General features: G+C 72.2%; 17 protein-coding genes. 10 read left to right on the top strand and 7 right to left on the bottom strand.

The features are described 5' to 3' along the window. Nucleotides 1–58: 58 nt before the first annotated feature. Entirely contained in the window at nt 59–520 is a 462-nt protein-coding gene (locus ACV7NM_RS05595; protein ID WP_463409210.1) for a universal stress protein, read from the bottom strand. A 58-nt stretch (nt 521–578) separates the two neighbouring features. Between ACV7NM_RS05595 and lysX the strand changes: the two genes are divergently transcribed. After that, a complete protein-coding gene (gene lysX, locus ACV7NM_RS05590; protein WP_463409209.1) occupies nt 579–3,881 on the top strand; it encodes a bifunctional lysylphosphatidylglycerol synthetase/lysine--tRNA ligase LysX in 3,303 nt (1,100 codons plus the stop codon). Between the two features lie 175 nt (nt 3,882–4,056). Further along, nucleotides 4,057–4,983 (top strand): polysaccharide deacetylase family protein, encoded by a 927-nt coding sequence (locus ACV7NM_RS05585; RefSeq protein ID WP_463409208.1) that lies wholly within the window; start codon nt 4,057–4,059, stop codon nt 4,981–4,983. A gap of 76 nt (nt 4,984–5,059) precedes the next feature. Here ACV7NM_RS05585 and ACV7NM_RS05580 read toward each other — a convergent pair whose 3' ends face one another. Further along, nucleotides 5,060–5,725: a class F sortase gene (locus tag ACV7NM_RS05580; RefSeq protein WP_463409207.1), complete on the bottom strand. Its 666-nt coding sequence runs from the start codon at nt 5,723–5,725 to the stop codon at nt 5,060–5,062. A 352-nt stretch (nt 5,726–6,077) separates the two neighbouring features. Between ACV7NM_RS05580 and ACV7NM_RS05575 the strand changes: the two genes are divergently transcribed. Beyond that, the gene (locus tag ACV7NM_RS05575; protein WP_463409206.1) at nt 6,078–6,590 is read left to right on the top strand and encodes a hypothetical protein; all 513 of its coding nucleotides are present in this window, start codon (nt 6,078–6,080) and stop codon (nt 6,588–6,590) included. A 127-nt stretch (nt 6,591–6,717) separates the two neighbouring features. Here the strand turns inward: ACV7NM_RS05575 and ACV7NM_RS05570 are convergent, their stop codons facing one another. From ACV7NM_RS05570 to ACV7NM_RS05560, 3 genes are all read right to left on the bottom strand, one after another. Then, on the bottom strand, nt 6,718–7,332 hold the full coding sequence (locus ACV7NM_RS05570; RefSeq protein WP_463409205.1) for a hypothetical protein: 615 nt from the start codon (nt 7,330–7,332) through the stop codon (nt 6,718–6,720). A 199-nt stretch (nt 7,333–7,531) separates the two neighbouring features. Further along, nucleotides 7,532–8,302 carry a bestrophin-like domain gene (locus ACV7NM_RS05565; protein ID WP_463409204.1) on the bottom strand — a complete coding sequence of 257 codons (771 nt, stop codon included), beginning with the start codon at nt 8,300–8,302 and terminating at the stop codon, nt 7,532–7,534. Between the two features lie 31 nt (nt 8,303–8,333). After that, on the bottom strand, nt 8,334–8,486 hold the full coding sequence (locus ACV7NM_RS05560) for a hypothetical protein (protein WP_463409203.1): 153 nt from the start codon (nt 8,484–8,486) through the stop codon (nt 8,334–8,336). Between the two features lie 883 nt (nt 8,487–9,369). Between ACV7NM_RS05560 and ACV7NM_RS05555 the strand changes: the two genes are divergently transcribed. Then, complete coding sequence (locus tag ACV7NM_RS05555) at nt 9,370–10,200, top strand: SAM-dependent methyltransferase (protein WP_463413844.1); 831 nt, start codon at nt 9,370–9,372, stop codon at nt 10,198–10,200. Between the two features lie 152 nt (nt 10,201–10,352). Beyond that, on the top strand, nt 10,353–12,485 hold the full coding sequence (locus ACV7NM_RS05550) for a putative bifunctional diguanylate cyclase/phosphodiesterase (RefSeq protein WP_463413843.1): 2,133 nt from the start codon (nt 10,353–10,355) through the stop codon (nt 12,483–12,485). 109 nt (nt 12,486–12,594) lie between these two features. Here ACV7NM_RS05550 and ACV7NM_RS05545 read toward each other — a convergent pair whose 3' ends face one another. Further along, nucleotides 12,595–13,674 (bottom strand): FAD-dependent monooxygenase, encoded by a 1,080-nt coding sequence (locus ACV7NM_RS05545; RefSeq protein ID WP_463409202.1) that lies wholly within the window; start codon nt 13,672–13,674, stop codon nt 12,595–12,597. 107 nt (nt 13,675–13,781) lie between these two features. Between ACV7NM_RS05545 and ACV7NM_RS05540 the strand changes: the two genes are divergently transcribed. Continuing rightward, on the top strand, nt 13,782–14,441 hold the full coding sequence (locus ACV7NM_RS05540; RefSeq protein WP_463409201.1) for a TetR/AcrR family transcriptional regulator: 660 nt from the start codon (nt 13,782–13,784) through the stop codon (nt 14,439–14,441). A 130-nt stretch (nt 14,442–14,571) separates the two neighbouring features. Here the strand turns inward: ACV7NM_RS05540 and ACV7NM_RS05535 are convergent, their stop codons facing one another. Then, nucleotides 14,572–15,450, bottom strand: a complete 879-nt coding sequence (locus ACV7NM_RS05535; protein ID WP_463409200.1) for a LysR family transcriptional regulator — start codon at nt 15,448–15,450, stop codon at nt 14,572–14,574. Between the two features lie 94 nt (nt 15,451–15,544). Here ACV7NM_RS05535 and ACV7NM_RS05530 point away from each other — a divergent pair, with 94 nt between their 5' ends. The 4 genes from ACV7NM_RS05530 to ACV7NM_RS05515 all read left to right on the top strand — a co-directional run bounded on the left by ACV7NM_RS05530 (nt 15,545) and on the right by ACV7NM_RS05515 (nt 19,755). Beyond that, the gene (locus tag ACV7NM_RS05530; RefSeq protein ID WP_463409199.1) at nt 15,545–16,249 is read left to right on the top strand and encodes a succinate dehydrogenase cytochrome b subunit; all 705 of its coding nucleotides are present in this window, start codon (nt 15,545–15,547) and stop codon (nt 16,247–16,249) included. A gap of 1 nt (nt 16,250) precedes the next feature. Continuing rightward, nucleotides 16,251–18,215, top strand: a complete 1,965-nt coding sequence (locus ACV7NM_RS05525) for a fumarate reductase/succinate dehydrogenase flavoprotein subunit (protein ID WP_463409198.1) — start codon at nt 16,251–16,253, stop codon at nt 18,213–18,215. Next, on the top strand, nt 18,212–18,952 hold the full coding sequence (locus ACV7NM_RS05520; RefSeq protein WP_463409197.1) for a succinate dehydrogenase/fumarate reductase iron-sulfur subunit: 741 nt from the start codon (nt 18,212–18,214) through the stop codon (nt 18,950–18,952). The genes ACV7NM_RS05525 and ACV7NM_RS05520 overlap by 4 nt, the downstream gene beginning before the upstream one ends. A 161-nt stretch (nt 18,953–19,113) precedes the next feature. Then, nucleotides 19,114–19,755, top strand: a complete 642-nt coding sequence (locus ACV7NM_RS05515; RefSeq protein ID WP_463409196.1) for a hypothetical protein — start codon at nt 19,114–19,116, stop codon at nt 19,753–19,755. Nucleotides 19,756–19,866: the final 111 nt, after the last annotated feature.

The raw sequence follows: 19,866 nt of genomic DNA, 5'->3' as shown, positions 1-19,866 counted from the left end.
CCGCCCGGCCCGCCCCGCCGGCCCGTTACGGCCCCGGCCCGCTGTGGCCTCCGGCCCGTTACGGCACCACCGTGACGGGCCACCGGCCCGCCTTGACCAGCCTGACCGCCACCGAGCCGACGATGCGGTGCCCGGCCCGCTCGGACGTCCCGACCACCACCGCGTCCGCCTTCAGCTCCTGCGCAGCGCTCACCAGACCCGCGTAAGGGTCGCCGCGGAAGGTGTGGAACTGCCAGCGGACCTCGAAGATGCCCTTCAGCCGCTCGGCGGCCGCACGGATCTCCGCGACGAGACCCTCCGCGATCTCTCCCGTCGTGTCCGCCACCGGCGCCCCCAGCGAAGCCCCGGCCGTCATCAACGGCTGTACGTACACCAGCGCCAGCAGCGCGTTCTGCCGCCTCGCCAACCCCGCCGCGTACGCCGCGGCCCGCAACGAGGAATCCGAACCGTCGACCCCGGCCAGGATCACCTTCGGACCGTCCGTACCGCGTTCGAATCCCGTACCCACGTGCTCCGTCACCCCCCGACGGTATCCCGTCGGCGCGCGGACCGGCCCGGCCCTCCCTACAGTGCGAACCATGAGTGCCACCGCGGAGCAGACCCGCGGGACCCGTAGCCGTTTCCTGCACCGGGTCCCCGACGCGTTCGGAGCGTTCTTCGCAGCGCTCGGACTGCTGTGCGCCCTCCTGTCGTTCTCCCCGGGGCTGCGCCGCCTGCTGCGCCACATCGTGCGCTTCCTCGACGACTTCGTCATCCCCGTCAGCGCGAACCTCGCCTACGCCGTCTTCCTCTTCCTCCTCGCCGCCGCCCTCGGCGCCCGCAAGAAGGTCGCCTGGTGGATCGTCGTCACCTATCTGGCCTTGCTGATCCTCGTCGACGTGCTGTTCATCGCGGACGACGAGTACTGGATCGGCGGCGTCTCCCTGGCCATCGCGGCCGCCGCCCTCGCACTCTTGATCGCCGGCCGCCGGGAGTTCTACGCCGCCTCCCGGCCCGGCGCCTTCTGGCGGGCCTTGCTCGTCCTCGGTCTGGGCCTGCTCCTCGCCGTCCTCGCCGGGTGGGGCCTGGTCGCCCTGTTCCCCGGGACCCTGCCCAAGGGCCAGTGGCTCGACTGGGCCGCCAAAGAGGTCTTCGGCGGCCTCTTCTCCGACCGCCGGTTCGACGGCCGTCCACCCCGCCCGCTGTCCTTCGTACTCGGCCTCTTCGGCGCGATCGCCCTGCTGAACGCCGCCGCGGCCCTGTTCCGGTCCCAGCGGCTGACCGCCGCCCTGCACGGGGACGAGGAACCCCGCATCCGCGCACTCCTCGGCGCCTACGGGCGCTCCGACTCGCTCGGTTACTTCGCGACCCGGCGGGACAAGGCCGTCGTCTTCGCCCCCAACGGCAAGGCCGCCGTCACCTACCGCGTCGAGGCGGGCGTCTGCCTGGCCAGCGGCGACCCGGTCGGCGACCCCGCGGCCTGGACCCCCGCCATCAACGCCTGGCTGGCCGTGGCCCGCCGCTACGGCTGGCAGCCCGCCGTCATGGGCGCCTCCGAGGACGGCGCGACCGCGTACGCCCGCTCCGGGCTCGGCGCCCTCCAGCTCGGTGACGAGGCGATCTTGCACGTCGCCCAGTTCGACCTCGACGGCCGCGACATGCGCGTCACCCGGCAGGCCGTCAACCGGGTCCGGCGCACCGGCGCCACCACGGTCATCCGCCGCCACTCCTCCCTCTCGGAGGAGGAGATGCACACCATCGTCGAGCGGGCCGACACCTGGCGCGACACCGAGACCGAACGCGGCTTCTCCATGGCCCTGGACCGGCTCGGCGACCCCGCCGACGGTGACTGCCTCCTCGTCGAGGCCTTCGACGCCGAGCGCCGGCTGATCGCCCTGCTGTCCTTCGTCCCCTGGGGCAAGGACGGAATCTCCCTCGACCTGATGCGGCGAGACCGCGCCGCCCCCAACGGCGTCATGGAGTTCATGGTCGCCCAGCTCTGCGCCGCCGCGCCCGGGCTGGGGGTGCGCCGGATCTCCCTCAACTTCGCGGTGTTCCGTTCCGCCTTCGAGGAGGGCGGCCGGATCGGCGCCGGGCCGGTCCTGCGGCTGTGGCGCAGGTTGCTGCTGTTCTTCTCCCGCTGGTGGCAGCTGGAGGCGCTGTACCGCTCGAACGTCAAGTACGGCCCCGAGTGGTACCCGCGGTTCCTCTGCTACCAGGACGCCGGCTCCCTCGCCCGGGTCAGCCTCGCCTCCGGAATCGCCGAGGGCTTCGTCTCCGTACCGAGCATGCGCAAACTGTGGGGCAACGCCCACCCCAAGGGCCTGACCGCGCCCGCCACCACCGAGGGCCTGCCCTCCATCGACTCCCTCGGCCTGGACCTCGTCGGGGAGGTCGGCGGGCGCGCGGCGACCGAGCGGCTGCCCGAGCAGGTCCGGGTGCGGCACGCCAAACTGGACCGCATCCGGGCGTCCGGCACCGACCCCTACCCGGTCGGCATCCCACAGCGCACCCACACCGTCGCCCGCCTGGAGGAGGCCCATCGCGGCCACCCGCCCGGCGCCCGTACCGGTCAACAGGTGACCCTCGCCGGCCGGGTGATGGTCGTACGCGACCTCGGGGGCGTCGTCTTCGCCGTGCTGCGGGACTGGACCGGCGACACCCAGCTGATGCTCACCCGCGACGAGACGGGCCCGGGCGTACTGGAGTCCTTCACGTCACAAGTCGACTTCGGCGACCACGTCGTGGCCACCGGCGAGGTCGCCACCAGCAAGTCCGGCCGGCTGTCCGTCGTCGTCCACTCCTGGCAGCTCACCGGCAAGTGCCTGCGCCCCCTGCCCGACAAGCGCAAGGGCCTGGCCGATCCCGAGGCCCGCGTCCGGCGCCGCTACCTCGACCTCGTCGCCAGCCCCGAGGCGCGCGACGTCGTACGGGCCCGCTCCACCGCCGTACAGGCCCTGCGGCAGGGGCTGCTGGAACGCGGCTACCTGGAGGTCGAGACCCCGATGCTCCAGCAGATCCACGGCGGGGCCAACGCCCGGCCCTTCCGCACCCACATCAACGCCTACGACCTCGACCTGTACCTGCGCATCGCCCCCGAGCTGTACCTGAAGCGGCTGTGCGTCGGCGGTATGGAGAAGGTCTTCGAGATGGGCCGCACCTTCCGCAACGAAGGCGTCTCCTACAAGCACAACCCCGAGTTCACGATGTTGGAGGCCTACCAGGCCTTCGCGGACTACGACGTGATGCTCGATCTGACCCGGGAACTCATCCAGGGCGCCGCCACCGCGGCCTTCGGTTCGCCCGTCGCCCACCACGCCGAGGCCGACGGCAAACTCGCCGTCCACGACATCTCCGGGTACTGGCCGGTCAAGACGATGTACGGGGCCATCAGCGAGGCGCTGGGCGAGGAGGTCGACGCCGACACCGACGAGCGGGCGCTGCGCCGCCTGTGCGACCGGGCCGGGGTCCCCCACTCGCCCGACGACACCCGGGGCGACGTGGCGCTGGAGATGTACGAGCGGCTGGTGGAGGAGAAGACCAAGCTGCCCACCTTCTACAAGGACTTCCCCACCGACGTCTCCCCGCTGACCCGGCAGCACCGCGAGGACCCGCGGCTGGCCGAACGCTGGGACCTGGTCGCCTTCGGCACCGAGCTCGGGACCGCCTACTCGGAGCTCACCGACCCCGTCGAGCAGCGCCGCCGGCTGACCGAGCAGTCACTGCTGGCGGCGGGCGGCGACCTCGAGGCGATGGAACTCGACAACGACTTCCTGGACGCGCTGGAGTACGCGATGCCGCCGACCGGTGGGCTCGGCATCGGTGTCGACCGGCTCGTCATGTTCCTCACCGGTCTGACGATCCGCGAGACGCTCCCGTTCCCGCTCGTACGGCGCGGCTGACCGGACCCACGGCGTGGCTGACCGGACCCACGGCGCGGCCGACCGGACCCGCGACGCGGCCGACCGGACCCACGGCGCGGCCGACCGGTCCTCCGGCTGGCCCGGGCGGGTGACGGGCACCGGGCGCCTTCGCGCCTCCCGGTCTCTTCGCGGCAGTCGTTGATACCCAGTAAGAATGAAAAATGACGAACCGACAGTAGGGCGACGCGTGCTCCTGCGCACCGCCGTCTTCCTCGGAGTCGCGGCGGCCGCCTCGCTGATCACCCGCGGCGAAAGCGACACTCCGGCCGCGGGCGGCCCGCCCTCCGGGCGCCCGGCCGGTTCCGGCCCGGCGCCCGGGCCCGGCGGCGCGGGCGCCACCGGTCGGGGGGCGGCGGGAGCCCCCGCCCTGCGGGCCAACGGACTCCCGCCCAACAGCTACCGGCTGACGCCGATGACGGCCGAGGCCCCCGCTCGGCCACCCGCCGTCAAGCCCGCCGTCCGCACCCGGCCCATCCTGGAACTGCCCGCCGAGGCGAGCCGGGCGGGCCAGATGGTCCTCACCTTCGACGACGGCCCCGACCCCCGCTACACCCCCGGCATCCTCGACACCCTCGCCCGGCACGGGGTCCGCGCCGTGTTCTTCGTCTGCGGCGAGATGGCCACCGACAACCGCGACCTGCTGCGCCGGATGGCCGCCGAGGGCCATGTCATCGGCAACCACACCTGGACCCACCCGCTCATCCCCACCCTCACGCGCCCCGACCTGGCCGGCGAGATCGGGCGCACCAGCGACGTCGTGGAGGCGGCGGTCGGCACCGCGCCCCAGTGGTTCCGGGCGCCCTACGGAGCCTGGAACCGGGCCGCCTTCGAGATCGGCGCCGAACTGGGGATGGAGCCCCTCGCCTGGACGGTCGACAGCCTCGACTGGACGGAACCGGGGACCTCCACCATCGTCTCCCGCGTGTTGGGAGGCGCCGCGCCAGGGGTGATCGTGCTGTCCCACGACGCGGGCGGCAACCGTTCCCAGAGCGTCGAGGCGCTCGGTACGTACCTGCCCCGACTGCTCTCCAGGGGCTACCGGATGACGCTCCCCACCCTGCCGACCGCCCGGGCGCACTGAGGCCCCGCCCCAGCCGCGGTGGCGCCCGCGCTCCGGTCGGCGTGCCCCGACGTGCCGCCACGGCCCTCGTCGGGCGTCAGCGGGTCTCCACCATCCGGGCGAAGACGACCACGTTGCCGTCGTAGCCCCGGCCCTTGGAGTAGCCGCCGCCGCAGGTGATCACACGGAGTTCCGGGTGACCGGTGTCCCCGTACACCCGGGCTCCGGGGAAGGTCTCCTTGGAGAACACCTCCACGCCGTACACCTCGAACACCGCCGTGCGCCCGTCGTACCGCTCCACCTCGATGTGCTGGCCCTTGCCCAGGGAGCCCAGGCCGTAGAAGACCGCCGGGCCCTGCGCGTTGTCCACGTGGCCCACGATGACCGCCGACCCCTGCTGGCCGGGGGAGATCCCGTTGAGGTACCACCCGGCCAGGTTCGGGTCCTGCGGCGGCGGCGCGTCGATGAAGCCCTGCGCGTCCAGCCCGACCGTCATCACCGGCGCGTCCACCTTGATCGCGGGGATCCGGATGCGCTGCACCGACGAGTGCTCCAGCACCTCCAGGTCCGGCGGCGGAGCCGGTGGCGCCACCGCCGCCTGGTCGGGCCGTACGGCGACGGCCGCGGCGGCGGCGGGCTGCGGCGGACCGTCGTTCAGGTTCACACCGTTGCGCATCATGGCGAGGCCGGTGAGCAGGACCAGTGCGAGTGGTCCCCACGGGGAGCGCCTCCTCGGCCGCTGCTCACCCTCGTCCTCGGTCATGGCTCTCCCTTCCCGACGCGGGGGTCCCGACCCGCGTTCCAGTCCCTCCCCGGTACGCCCTTCTCCACGCACGCTAAGGGTGCGCGGCCGGGACGGCGATCGGGGGCGGGCGAACGGGTGGTGCGGCCGGAAGGGGTGCGCCCATCCAGGTAATCGTCACATAAATGCCTGACGGGTCGTGACCTGCGGATCCGTCAGAAACGTTCCGCGATCTTCGGCGTGTCGGTCAACCGGGCGGCCCAAAGTCGGAAATGCGCTGGTTGCGAGCCGCCCGGAGGGTTCGTGATGGGAGGCGTTCTCGTCGATCATCCCGGGCGACCGCTCCGGGGCGCTTCCCGCTGGAGGTTCCACCATGCGTGTTTTGCGCGCACTCACCGTGACCGCGGCCGCCTGCGCCGCCGTGGCCCTCGGCGCACCCCTCGCCTCGGCGAACCCGGCGGGCGGCCCGCCGTTGGGCGGCGGCACCGGGCCCAGCAACGTCACGGTCAACCCGTACTCCGTGCACCAGGGCTCCACGATGCAGGTCAGCGCGGCCGGATGCACCCACGGCGGCACGGTCTGGTCGCACGGCAACTTTCCCGAGACGAGACTGTCGGCCGGCTCCATCGGATTCGCGACCGTCCGCATCTTCAACCACGCCTCTCCCGGCCACCAGACACTGTCCGTCAGGTGCAACGACAGCAGTCTCGTCGCCACCCACCGCTTCACGATCCTGGACGGCAACGGCGCCCAGGGCGGTCTCGGTGGCTCCTTCGGCCCGTCCACCACCGAGACCGCCATCGGTTCCGGTCTCGTCGCCACGGCGGCACTCGGCGCGGGCATCCACGTGATGCGCCGTCGCCGCCCGATCGGTAGCCGGGCCTGACCGGCCGACCTCCCCGGTGCGCCCGGCACCGCGGTCGCCCCGAGTCCTGACGAGGGCTCGGGGCGCGTGCGGTTCCCGCCAGGACCCGGGCGGGGCGGCTGCCGCCGCGTCAAGGTGTCCGCCGCCGTCAGTGGCCGCGGGTGTAGCGGCGGCGCAGCACGTATCCCGTGGCGCCCACGGCGGTCAGTACGAAACCGGCGCCGATGCCCAGTTCCAGGAGGTCCGCCCCGGCGACGCTGCCGCCCAGGCCGCCCCGTACGCCGAGGGTGGCGCCGCGCGAGGTGGGCGCGGTGGGCACGGCCGGCAGGGCGGGCGCGGTGGGCGGCAACGGGAGCCGGCGCGGTGGGCCGACCGTGGAACTCGTGGTGGGCCTGCTCGTGGCGCCGGCGATGGTCAGGTCGGCCGAACCGGTCTCTCCGTTGCAGGTGAAGGTGACGGAGTACAGCGCCCCGGGCCGGGCGTCGCGGTCGACGGTGACCCGGGCGGTCTGGCCGCGCGCGATGCTCACGGTGTCGAAGACGCCGGAGGACGAGGTGGCGAACGCGGCGTTGCACCCGCTGACGGAGAGCACCACCTGTCCGCCGGGGGCGACCGTCGACGGGGTGATGGCGAAGGCGAACGAGGTGGCGGGCTGGGCTTCGGCCGCGACGGCGGCACTGGTGCCCGCCGGACCGAGCGCGAGAACGACGCCCGTGGCGCCGGCGCTCAGCAGGGCTGTGGCGGAGCTGCGTATCGCACCCATGAGTGTCTCTCCGGATCCCCGAGGAGCAGCCGCGGAATGGTTTCCGCACGTGGGGGGACGTGCGCCTCGATGTCCGTCACGCTAGGCGCGGGCCCGGGGGCCCGCGATCAGGAACGGGCGAACGGGTCATATCGATGGGCCGAACCGGGGACGGGAGCCCCGTCCCCGGTTTGTCGGGGGGTTGGCGGGCCGACCGCCCTCAGTCCCCGAGCCCGAGGTGGGGGAACTGGGCGAAGAAGGGCTCGGCGGTGGCCGCGATGCCCCTTCCGAAGGGCGCGTCGAAGTCCCAGATCAGGAACAGCAGGAAGGCGATCAGCGCGCTGAACAGCCCGGCCAGCAGCAGTTCGCGGAACGAGCGCCGGATCTGGAGCGTGAAGATCAGACCGACCGTCACCAGCGCCCCCACGACGAGGCCGAACCACACCACCCCGGGCATCGTGGCCTGGGCGCTCTGGCCGCGGGCGCTGCGGGCGTCGTCCACCGCCGCGACCTGGTCGACCAGCGGCTGGTACGCCTGCCCCTCGTGGTCGGTCTTCGGTTCGTAGTCCGTGACGTCCCGGCGGACGCGTTCCAGCAGTTGTCCGCCGCGGTCGGTGATCTTGCCGTGGTCGGTCATCTCCTTCCACTCCGTGTCCACCACGTACGTCACGTACGCGTCGACGTCGGAGCGGATGGTCTTGCGGACCTCGGGCGGATAGACCTCGGAGCGGACGCTGATCTCGTGCAGGGCCTGGGACTCCTGGCGCACGTACTCCTGGGCGGCCCCGCGGCCCTCCCAGACGCCCGCGATCGCGAGGCCCAGGACGATCGCGTAGATCACCCCGATCATCATCGTCATGTACTCGATGACGTCGGGGGTCTGGTTGGGATCGTCGTCCTCGCCGATCCGGCGCTGGTTGAAGAAGGCGATGCCCAGTACCACGGCGCAGGCCGCGGCCATCGCCAGGGACAGGACGAGCCATTCCGACACGATGACTCCTAACAAGGGACGGGGGCCGGACCTAGCGGGGGCGCAGCGCGACGATCGCGAGCACCGCGGGCGCCGCGGTCATGAGCGTGAAGGTGACCGGCGAGATGTGGTGCTCGGCCGGCTTGCGGGACGGTGAGTGGTAGGTGGGGCGGGCCACCGGCTTGGGGGCGGGCGGGGGAGTCACCGGGGTGGGGGTGGGGGTGGGTTCCGGCGCCGGGGCGGGTTCCGGCGGGGGCGGTGCGGGTGCCCGGGTGGCCACGGGTGGCGGTGGCGCGGGCCTCGGCGCTGCCGGCTTGGGGGGTGCGGGGGGTGGAGTGGGCTTGGGCGGAGGGGGCGGAGGGGGCTTGGGGGAGGGGGGAGGTGGTGCGGGGGTCGGTGTGGGCGTCGGCGTCGGTGTGGGGGTGGGCTTCGGGGGACAGGGGGGCGGTGGCGGTGGCGGGCAGTGGTGCCCGTGGTGATGGCCCCAGCCGTGACCGGGGCCGTCGCCCCATCCGCCCGCTTGACCGTTTCCGCGGCCGTTCCCATGACCGTCTTCGTGGGCGTCGTCGTGATGTCCGCCACCCCCGCCGGCCACCGCCCGGACGCCGTGGGCGGCCGTGGACACCCCGAAGGGGCCCGTGCCGTCGGCCGGGGAGATCGACGTGGAGGCGCGGCTATCGGCCACGGCCGGCGTGGCGGACATCGCCGCCCACACCAGGACCGGTACCGCCAGCAGGCGCCGGGCACATGCTCTGTTCACCCGGGGAGCATGGGCCCGCTCGCATCCCGACACGCGAAGATCGGCCCTGGTTCGCCTGAACGGGCGGAGTTCGGACCGTAGTGGTTTGAGCCACCTTATGACCGACTTCCAGGTCGGTTCGCTCAATTCCCAAAAGGTATTTGTCGGTTTCTGTCACGGGGTGCGGTGGCACCCGTGCTCGCGTTAGGTGATGTGACCAAGAACGGATCGCCAATTTCCGCTTTTACTCGCCCCGTTGGCCAATGATCAGTACATTCGGCTCGGACAGGAGTCCGGTTTCCCGAACGACCTCACCGGACCACGACACGACGACGGCTTGGAGACCCCGATGGAGCGCCCCGCCTGGGCCCCGCCAGGCATCGACATATCGGTGCCGAGCGTGTCCCGCATCTACGATTACTACCTGGGCGGCTCGCACAACTTCGAAGTCGACCGCCAGGCGGCCCGCAGGGCCATGGAATTCCTGCCGGGCATGCCCAAGATCATGCAGGCCAACCGGGCTTTCATGCGCCGTGCCGTGCGCCACGCCGTCTCCGAGGGCGTCACCCAGTTCCTCGACATCGGCTCCGGCATCCCGACCTTCGGCAACGTCCACGAGGTCGCCCGCCAGGCCACCCCCGAGGCGCGCGTGGTCTACGTCGACCACGATCCGGTGGCCGTCGCGCACAGCCAGGCCGTGCTCGCCGGCGACGACCGCACCGATGTCGTCTCCGCCGACCTGCGCAAACCGCAGGACATCCTGGCCGCCCCCGAGGTCACCCGACTGCTGGACCTGAGCCGTCCGGTCGCCCTGCTGCTCGTCGCGGTTCTGCACTTCCTGGAGGACAGCGACGACCCGTACGCGTCCGTCGCCACACTGCGCGACGCGCTCGCCCCCGGCAGCATGCTGATCCTCACCCACGCCTCCTACGAAGGCATCCCGCTCGCGGAGGAGGTCGCGGTCGGGGCCGTCGGCGTCTACCGGGACATCCACAACCCCCTCGTGATGCGTACGCGCGAGGAGGTCACGCGCTTCTTCGACGGGTTCGACCTGCTGGAACCGGGCCTGGTGTCGATGCCCGACTGGCGCCCGGAGCTCACCGATTCCCCGACGGACGGGGACACGCCGGAGGACCCGTTCGCCTTCTCGGGCTTCGCCGGAGTGGGACGCAAGGCGTGAGACTCCCGGCCCCGACCCCACAGCCCGTCAGCCCGAGCCCGGCCCGTCCACCGGAGGCCGGGGCGGTGACGTCGCCGAAGGACCCTTCGATCTGCGCCGCGCCGCCCGGCCCGCACGCGGGCCGGGCGGACCTGCGGGAGCACCACAGCGGGCTGGAGGACCGGATCGCGCGTTTCGCGACCATCTGGGGCCGGGCCATCTTCCCCGTCACGGCGACCTCGCTGACCCGTCCCGAGTTCGAACGGCACCTGGTCCCCCTGACCCGCACGCTCACCGAGGCCCTGCACGCCCGACCCTTCGACGCCTCGCCCGCCCAGCGGGTGGGCGCCGAACTCGTCGCCGTGCACTGCACCGACCCCGAGGCCCTCGCGGGAACCCTGGGGGTCGTCGAGTCGTACCTGGTGCTGTACTGCGGTCCCGACGGGGTCGGGGCGGAGAGCACGGAGGAGTACCGGTCCCGCTGCGCGCGGCTCCAGCACGGCATCGCGGCCGGTTTCGCCCGCGCGCTGCGGGAGCGCACGCTCAAGGAGCAGGAAGCCATCGCCCGCTCCGCGCTGACCGCCCGCGCCGACGCGCAACAGGCCCTGCACGCGAGCGAGGAACGCTTCCGGGCCGTCTTCGAGGGTGCCGCCATCGGCATCGGCATCGCCGACCTGGAAGGCAACGTCCTGGAGGTCAACGACACGTTGCTCAAGATGTTCGGCGGCCTCGAAGGTCACGTCCGCAGCCGCAACGTCAGCGAGTGGGGCCACCCCGACGACACACCGCACGTCTGGCGGATGTACGGCGAACTGGTCCGCGGGGAACGCGAGCACTACCGGGTGGAGAAGCCCTACTACCGCAACGACGGGACCGTCCTGTGGACCAACCTGACGGTGTCGCTGCTGCGGGACCCCGAAGGGCGCCCGCAGTACCAGCTGGCCCTGATGGAGGACACCACCGAACGCCGGCTGCTCAACCTGCGGCTGCGCTACGAGGCCACCCACGACGCCCTGACCGGCCTGCCCAACCGCACGCTGTTCTTCGAACGGCTGGAGAAGGCCCTGAGCGGGGCCGGCGGCCCCCGCTTCGGCCTCTGCTACCTGGACCTGGACGGGTTCAAGGCGGTCAACGACAGCCTGGGCCACTCCGCGGGCGACCGGCTGCTGGTCGAGGTGGCCGACCGGCTCCAGAGCTGCGCGACGGGACCGGGCGAGGTCGTCGCACGGCTCGGCGGTGACGAGTTCGTGGCACTGACCACCGGCTCCGACACCGAGGAGAAGGCCACCGAGATGGCGGTCCGGGTCCTTTCCGCGCTGTCCACGCCGATCCGGCTGGAGGGCCGGGAGCTGACGGTCCGCGGCAGCATCGGCATCGTCGAGGGTCCGGCGGGCGAACGGACCCCGGCGGAGGTGCTGCGCAGCGCCGACATCACGATGTACCGGGCCAAGGCGGCGGGCGGCAACCGGTTCGAGTTCGCCGACGAGGAGGCCGACGCCCGCGCCATCACCCGCCACGGCCTGACCAACGCGCTGCCCGCGGCCCTGGAACGAGGCGAGTTCTTCATCGAGTACCAACCTCTGGTGCACATGCACGACGGCAGCGTGCACGGTGCGGAGGCGCTGGTGCGTTGGTCGCACCCGCAGTACGGGGTGCTGGGCCCGGACCGCTTCATCCCGCTCGCCGAGCGCACGGGACTGATCGTCCCGCTCGGCCGCTGGGTCCTCGAGGAGTCCGTGCGCCAGGCCTGCACCTGGCAGCGACGGCACGGCGGCTCCGCGCTGCGCGTCAACGTCAACCTCTCGCCGACGCAACTGCACCACCCCGGGCTGGTCGCCGACACCGTCCGCGTGCTGGAGACCTCCGGGCTCGCCCCGGGCGCGCTGTGCCTGGAGGTCACCGAGTCGGCGCTGATCGGCGCCGACGACGAACTGCTCGAACCGCTGCGCCGGCTCGCGGCCCTGGGTGTGGACATCGCCCTGGACGACTTCGGCACGGGCTACTCCAATCTCGCCAACCTGCGTCGCCTGCCGGTCAGCGTGCTCAAACTGGACCGCTCCTTCACACAGGGAATGCAGCAGCAGCCGGCCAACCCCGTCGACGTCAAGATCGTGCAGGGCATCGTCGCGCTGGCCCACAGCCTCGAACTCGCCGTCACCGTCGAGGGCGTGGAGACCGGTGTCCAGGCGGCCCAGCTCCGCGAGCTCGGCTGCGACACCGCCCAGGGCTGGTACTACGCCCGCCCCGGCTCCCCGGACCGGATCCACGCGCTGTCCCTCTGCGACGCCGTCCCCACGCCTTCCTGACGCCCGGTCCCGGCCCGGTCCGGTTCTGGCCCGGTCCCGGTCCGGTTCGCGTTCGGTGCCGTCCGGTGCCGAGTCGGCGGCCGGGCCGCACTCTCGCGCAGGACCGCGATCACTCTCGGACCAGGCCCACCTCCGTCCCCCGGCCGGGCGTGCGGACGCCGTCCACGACCCGGTCGTACCGCCGCGCCGTGTCGGCCACGACATCCAGGGCCACCGGCAGCCGCTCCGCCTCGTACCCGTCGAGCACCTCCTCCTCGCGGGCCGGGTCCCCGAGGGCGGCGGCGAGCGTCATGGCGAGGGCGACCGCGTCCTGGACGCCGGTGTTCATGCCCAGGCCGCCGGCTATCGGGTGGACGTGCGCGGCGTCCCCGGCGAGGAACGCACGCCCCTCACGCATACGGGCGGCAACGCGCACGTTGATCCGCCAGCTGGAGAGCCAAGTGGCGTCGGCGAGCCGGATGTCCGGCATCCGGGCGCACCGGTCGAAGATCCGCTGGAAGCTCTCCAGCGAGGGCGGCACATGCCCGCCCCGCTCGTCCGCCTCCGGCGCGGCCTGGAGCTGGAAGCTGTCCGTGCCGGGCATGGGGCACAGGAGTATCCCGCCTCCCTCCGAGGTGAACCACTGGTGCCAGTAGTCCCGGCTGAGCCCCGGCGCCCGCACATCCCCGAGGACCATCGCGGGCTCGTCCCGCGTATTGCCCTCGAAGGGGATGCCGAGGAGGCCGCGGGTGGTGCTGCGCCCGCCGTCGCATCCGGCCAGGTAGCCGGCGGTCACCTCGCCGCCGTCCGCCAACTCCGCCCGTACGCCGGTGGAGTCCTGGGTGACGGCGACTAGCCGGGAGTCGTATTCGACGCGGACGCCCAGCTCGGCGAGCCGGTCGCGCAGGACCTGCTCGATCTGCCACTGCCCGATCAGTACTCCGCCGTCGTCGACGGTGGTGTCCGCGACCTGCTTCCCGTCGAAGTACTTGCGCAGGGTCACGCCCTGGCTGCCCATGGCCCGTACGGTCCCGGCCACCCCGAGCGTCTCGAAGACTTCCAGGCTGCTCGGCCGGAGCCCCTTGCCCCGGGACTCGCGGTGCGGCGCGGGGCGTTGCTCCAGGACCCGCACGTCGGCGCCGCGCAGCGCCAGGGCGCAGGCCAGGGTCAGTCCGGTGGGGCCGGAGCCCGCGATCAATACGTCGGTCATCGGGAGGTCCTCTCCTCGTCGTTGATCCAAGGAAAGCCCCTCTCGACAGAAAAAGCAACCCGGTTAAGAAAATAACTCGGTCATGGATTTCGTGGTAGGCTCCGAGCATGAACAACACGACGGAACCGCGCACCTCGGGTCTGCGCGAGAGCAAGAAGCTGCGCACGCGCCACCACCTGGCGGCCACGGCGCTGGAACTGTTCCTGGAGCACGGCTTCGACGCCGTGTCGGTGGCCGATGTCGCCGCCGCGGCGGAGGTCTCCAAGCCCACGCTGTTCCGCTACTTCCCCACCAAGGAAGACCTGGTGCTCGACCGGTTCGCCGACCACCAGGACGAGGCCGCCCGCATCGTGCGCGACCGTGAGGCGGGAGCGGGTCCGGTCGGGGCCCTGCGGGCGCACTTCCTGGCGGCGCTCGCCGACCGTGACCCCATCACGGGCCTGTGTGACCACCCGAACGTGCTCGCCTTCCAGGGCCTGCTGTACGCCACCCGGAGCCTGGAGTCCCGGATCGGGCACTACACCGCCCGCGAGGTGGAGCTGCTCGCGGCGGTGTTGCAGGAGGAGCGGGTCGCCCCCCTCGCCGCTCGCCTGGCGGCGCAGCACCTCGTGACCGCCCGCCGTGAGCTGGGCCGGGAGAACTACCACCGCCTCGCCGCCGGGCAGAGCGCCGACGAGGCTTACCCCACCGCCCTCGCCGAGGCCGAACAGGCCTTCGCGATGCTGGCGGACGGTCTCGACCGCAGCCTCCCCATACGCCGGTCCTGACCGGACCCGCGCCCCGGACCTGCGGCCCCGGACCTGCGGCCCCGGACCTGCGGCCCCGGACCTGCGGCCCCGGACCCGCGCCCCGGACCTGCGGCCCCGAACCGGGAGTCGGTCGGTGGTGCCCACCAGGTCAGGACAGCAGCATGCGCTTGAGTTCGCGGGCCGCGCGCGGGGGAGCGACGTCCGTGCGGTGGGCCAAGGCGATCGTGCGGCGCAGGGGGGAGCCCGTGAGCGGGGTGGCGCGCAGGCCCGGTCCGCCGTGGCCGACGACCATCGCCGGGACCACCGCGATCCCGAGCCCCGCCCGGACGAAGCCGAGGACGGCGTCCATCTCGCCGCCCTCCACCGTGAACACCGGCTCGAAGCCCGCCGACCGGCAGGCCGCCACCGTCAGGTCCCGCAGGTCGTAGCCGTGCCGGAACATCACCATCGGCTCGTCACGCAACGCCGCGATGGTCAGCGGCCCGCCCCCACCGGGCGCCGGCCGGTCCGCGGCCGAGACCACCACCAGGTCCTCGGTCAGCAGCTCCACCGTCGTCAGCGCCGGCGCCGACGGCGGAAGCGGCAGTGCGATCAGGGCCAAGTCCAGGACACCGCGCGCGAGTTCCCGTACGAGGTCCAGCGAACCGCTCTCCTCGATCAGGAGCTCGATCCCCGGGTGCGCGGCGTGAAAGGCGCGCAGGACGTCCGGCAGCAACCCCGTGCACACGCTCGGCGTGGCCCCCAGCCGGATTCGCCCGCGCCGCAGCTGCGCCAGCTCCTGTACCTCCAGCCGCGCCGTGTCCGCGTCCGCCAGGATGCGCCGGGCCAGCGGCAGCAGCGCCTCTCCCGCGTCCGTGAGGGCGATGTTGCCCCGCGCCCGGCTGAACAGTTCCGCCCCCAGCTCCCGCTCCAGGGCCTTGATCTGCTGGGAGAGCGACGGCTGGGCGACATGGACCCGCTCCGCCGCCCGGGTGAAGTGCCGGGTCTCGGCGACCGCCACGAAATAGAGGAGCTGCTGGAACTGCATCACCCCAGGATACGGCCATTCATAGACACGGCCTATCGAGTGCAGCTCCATCATGTCTTGGACCTTTCGGGACCTTCGTCCCTACCGTCGTCCCATGGCATTGGCACCGCGGACGGATCGACGGCCGTCCACCACGCGCACGCTCTGGGACTCCACCGTCGGCAAGAAGTCCGTGATGGCCGTCTCCGGCCTGATCATGCTCGGCTACCTCGTCGTCCACATGCTCGGCAACCTGAAGATCTTCTTCGGGTCGGAGGAGTTCAACGGCTACGCGCACTGGCTGCGCACCCTCGGAGCCCCCTTCCTCCACCACGAGTGGGCCCTGTGGATCGTCCGCGTCGTGCTCGTCGCCGCCGTCGTCGCGCACGGGGCCTGCGCCTACCAGCTCAGCCGCCGCGACATCAAGGCACGTCCCGTCGCGTACGCCCACAAGCGGCGCCGCGCGAGCTACGCCACCCGCACGATGCGCTGGGGCGGCGTCATCCTCGCCCTGTTCATCGTCTGGCACCTGCTCGACCTCACCACGCTCACCGTCAACCAGCGGGCGTGGGCCGGCCACCCCTACGAGAACGTCCTCGCCACCTTCTCCACCTGGTACGGCAACACGATCTACATCGTGGCCATGGCCGCTCTCGGCCTGCACGTACGTCACGGCTTCTGCAGCGCCGCCCAGACCCTCGGCGCCGGCAACGCCCGGCGCGAGCGGTCCCTCAGGTTCCTGGCCAATGCCCTGGCCCTCGTCCTCTTCGCGGGCTTCGTGTCCGTGCCCGTCGCCGTCATGACCGGAGTGGTGAGCTGAGATGAGCAGCACCGACAACAGCGACTACGCCGCCTACACCACCGGCGAGCCCCTCGCCGACGCCAAGGCCCCCGCCGGCCCCATCGCCGACCGTTGGGACCGCCGCCGCTTCGAGGCCAAGCTGGTCAACCCCGCCAACCGCCGCAGGCACACCGTCATCGTCGTCGGCACCGGCCTGGCCGGCGGCGCGGCCGGTGCCACCCTCGCCGAACAGGGCTACCACGTCATCCAGTTCTGCTACTCCGACTCCCCGCGCCGGGCCCACTCCATCGCCGCCCAAGGCGGCATCAACGCCGCCAAGAACTACCGCAACGACGGCGACTCCGTACACCGCCTCTTCTACGACACCGTCAAGGGCGGCGACTTCCGCGCCCGCGAGTCCAACGTCCACCGCCTCGCCCAGATCTCCGTCGAGATCATCGACCAGTGCGTGGCCCAAGGCGTCCCCTTCGCCCGCGAGTACGGCGGTCTCCTCGACACCCGCTCCTTCGGCGGCGTCCAGGTCTCGCGCACCTTCTACGCCCGCGGCCAGACGGGTCAGCAACTGCTCCTCGGCGCCTACCAGGCGTTGTCCCGGCAGATCGCCGCCGGCAACGTCGAGATGCACGCCCGCACCGAGATGCTCGACCTGATCACGGTCGACGGAGTGGCGCGAGGCATCGTCGCCCGCGACCTGATCACCGGGAAGATCAGCACGTACTACGCCGACGCCGTCGTGCTGGCGAGCGGTGGCTACGGCAACGTCTTCTACCTCTCCACCAACGCCATGAACTCCAACGCGACCGCCATCTGGCGGGCGCACCGGCGCGGCGCCTACTTCGCGAACCCGTGCTTCACCCAGATCCACCCCACCTGCATCCCGCGCACCGGCGACCACCAGTCGAAGCTGACGCTGATGAGCGAGTCCCTGCGCAACGACGGCCGTATCTGGGTGCCCAAGGCCAAGGGCGACACCCGCCCCGCGGCCGAGATCCCCGAAGCGGAGCGGGACTACTACCTGGAGCGGATCTACCCCTCCTTCGGCAACCTCGTGCCCCGCGACATCGCCTCGCGCGCCGCGAAGAACGTCTGCGACGAGGGCCGCGGCGTCGGCCCCGGCGGCCAGGGCGTCTACCTGGACTTCGCGGACGCCATCCGCCGCATGGGCAAGGACAAGGTCGCCGAGAAGTACGGCAACCTCTTCGACATGTACGAGCGGATCACCGCCGAGAACCCGTACGAGGTCCCCATGCGGATCTACCCGGCCGTCCACTACACGATGGGGGGACTCTGGGTCGACTACGACCTCCAGACCACCGTCCCGGGCCTGTTCGCGATCGGCGAGGCGAACTTCTCCGACCACGGTGCCAACCGTCTCGGTGCCTCCGCGCTCATGCAGGGCCTCGCCGACGGCTACTTCGTACTGCCCTCCACCATCAACGACTACCTCGCCCGCAACCCCCACCGCGACACCGTGGACGACGCGCACCCCGAGGCGGCGGCAGCCGTCCGCGAGACCCGCGACACCCTCGCGAAGCTGCTCGCCGTGGACGGCGACCGCACCCCCGACTCCTTCCACCGCGAGATCGGTGAACTCATGTGGGAGTACTGCGGAATGGCGCGCTCCGACGCCGGCCTGCGCAAGGCCCTCGCCCGCATCCCGGAGATCCGCGACGAGTTCTGGAGGCGGATCAAGGTCCCCGGCAGCGGCCAGGAGTTCAACCAGTCGTTGGAGAAGGCCAACCGCGTCGTCGACTACCTGGAGCTCGCGGAGCTGATGTGCCTCGACGCCCTGCACCGTGCCGAATCCTGCGGCGGACACTTCCGCGAGGAGTCCCAGACCCCGGACGGCGAAGCGGCCCGCCGCGACGAGGAGTTCGGCTACGCGGCGGCCTGGCAGTACCAGGGCACGGGCATCGCGCCCGTCCTGCACAAGGAAGACCTCGTCTTCGAGTACGTCCACCCCACCCAGCGGAGCTACGCATGAAGCTCACCCTGCGCGTCTGGCGCCAGCGAAACGCCGACGCCCCCGGCGCCATGGCCTCCTACGAGGTCGACGGCATCTCGAAGGACATGTCCTTCCTGGAGATGCTCGACACCCTCAACGAGGACCTCATCCTGCGCGGTGAGGACCCCGTCGCCTTCGACCACGACTGCCGCGAAGGCATCTGCGGCGCCTGCAGCCTCGTCATCAACGGCCACGCCCACGGCCCCGAGCGGACCACCACCTGCCAGCTCCACATGCGGGCCTTCGCCGACGGCGACACCATCGACATCGAACCGTGGCGGGCCTCGGCCTTCCCGGTGGTCAAGGACCTCGTCGTCGACCGGAGCGCCTTCGACCGGATCATCCAGGCCGGCGGCTACATCACCGCACCCACCGGCTCCGCGCCGGAGGCGCACGCCAACGCCGTGCCCAAGGCCGACGCCGACTACGCCTTCGAGCACGCCGAGTGCATAGGCTGCGGCGCCTGCGTGGCGGCCTGCCCCAACGGCTCCGCGATGCTGTTCACCTCCGCCAAGGTCAACCACCTGAACGTGCTGCCGCAGGGTTCGCCCGAGCGGGAGACGCGGGTGCTGGACATGGTGGCCCGGATGGACGACGAAGGCTTCGGCGGCTGCACCCTCACCGGCGAATGCGCCACGGCCTGTCCCAAGGGCATCCCGCTGCCGTCGATCGCCGCGATGAACAAGGAGTGGCTCCGGGCGGTCCGCAAGGGGTAGCCCCCACCCGGAGGCCGGGAGCGGACGATCAAAACGCACCCGTACGGGGGCGGGCGCGGGGGAGCCGAACGAGGGGACCCGATGCGCCGACCGGGCGCTCGTGGCGGCCGTACGTCGCGCCGCGACCGGACCGGATCGGGGCCGTGGGAGACAGTGACCCCATGGCACAAGCCCCCGCCGGGTCCGGACCGCGCCGCCGAGCCGTGCTGGCCGCCGCCCTCGCACCGCTCGCGGTGGCGGGCTGCGCCACGCGGCACCCGCGCCCGGCCCCCGGCCCGAAGGCCCTTCCCGAGGACGCCCTCGTCATGATCGTCCGACACGGGGAGCAGCCACCCCCCGGGGACACAGGCGAGGACGACGACGGCAACGAACACCCCGGCTCGCTGGCCGGCCGGGGCGAGCGCCGAGCCGAGGAGCTCCCACGGCTGTTCCCCCCGGCGGCCCGGGCCCCACTGCCCCGCCCCGCGGCGGTCTTCGCGACCGGCGGCCCGTCGGCGGCCGCCCGTTGCAAGCAGACCGTCGAGCCGCTGGCGACGGCCCTGCGCCTGCCCGTCCGCGCCGAATTCGCCGTCGGAGCGGAACCGGCCCTGGCGCGGGCGGTACTGGCCGCGCGGATGCCCGTCCTCATCTGCTGGGAGCCCGCCGGCATCCCCCGCCTGATCCGCGCCCTCGGCGCCCACCAGGTCCTCGGGGTCCCCGCCGCCTGGCCCGACCGCCACGACCTGGTTTGGATGTTCACCCGCGACCGGGGCCGTTGGAGCTTCCGCGAACTACCGCAGCACCTGCTGCCGGGCGATGCCTGAGTCGGCCCGCCCCCGTGGCACCCGTGGGCCCCGCGTATTGCGCGAGAGTGCTCGATCCGGCCGGGTTTCGAGCACGTATTGACATGTACGCGGCATTGGGCTGCACTGGTG

Source organism: Streptomyces sp. Tek67B01, from assembly GCF_055231995.1.
Note: the sequence above shows the minus strand (reverse complement) of the source record. Positions and strands in the feature narration are given on the sequence as shown.

Bases quoted from the DNA above. Each gene is read 5' to 3' on its own strand.
- ACV7NM_RS05525 (WP_463409198.1), top strand. From the start codon at position 16,251: ATGAGCAGCACCGACAACAGCGACTACGCCGCCTACACCACCGGCGAG.
- ACV7NM_RS05575 (WP_463409206.1), top strand. From the start codon at position 6,078: ATGCGTGTTTTGCGCGCACTCACCGTGACCGCGGCCGCCTGCGCCGCC.
- ACV7NM_RS05540 (WP_463409201.1), top strand. From the start codon at position 13,782: ATGAACAACACGACGGAACCGCGCACCTCGGGTCTGCGCGAGAGCAAG.
- ACV7NM_RS05515 (WP_463409196.1), top strand. From the start codon at position 19,114: ATGGCACAAGCCCCCGCCGGGTCCGGACCGCGCCGCCGAGCCGTGCTG.
- ACV7NM_RS05520 (WP_463409197.1), top strand. From the start codon at position 18,212: ATGAAGCTCACCCTGCGCGTCTGGCGCCAGCGAAACGCCGACGCCCCC.
- ACV7NM_RS05580 (WP_463409207.1), bottom strand. From the start codon at position 5,725: ATGACCGAGGACGAGGGTGAGCAGCGGCCGAGGAGGCGCTCCCCGTGG.
- ACV7NM_RS05555 (WP_463413844.1), top strand. From the start codon at position 9,370: ATGGAGCGCCCCGCCTGGGCCCCGCCAGGCATCGACATATCGGTGCCG.
- ACV7NM_RS05570 (WP_463409205.1), bottom strand. From the start codon at position 7,332: ATGGGTGCGATACGCAGCTCCGCCACAGCCCTGCTGAGCGCCGGCGCC.
- ACV7NM_RS05585 (WP_463409208.1), top strand. From the start codon at position 4,057: ATGAAAAATGACGAACCGACAGTAGGGCGACGCGTGCTCCTGCGCACC.
- lysX (WP_463409209.1), top strand. From the start codon at position 579: ATGAGTGCCACCGCGGAGCAGACCCGCGGGACCCGTAGCCGTTTCCTG.
- ACV7NM_RS05530 (WP_463409199.1), top strand. From the start codon at position 15,545: ATGGCATTGGCACCGCGGACGGATCGACGGCCGTCCACCACGCGCACG.
- ACV7NM_RS05535 (WP_463409200.1), bottom strand. From the start codon at position 15,450: ATGCAGTTCCAGCAGCTCCTCTATTTCGTGGCGGTCGCCGAGACCCGG.
- ACV7NM_RS05545 (WP_463409202.1), bottom strand. From the start codon at position 13,674: ATGACCGACGTATTGATCGCGGGCTCCGGCCCCACCGGACTGACCCTG.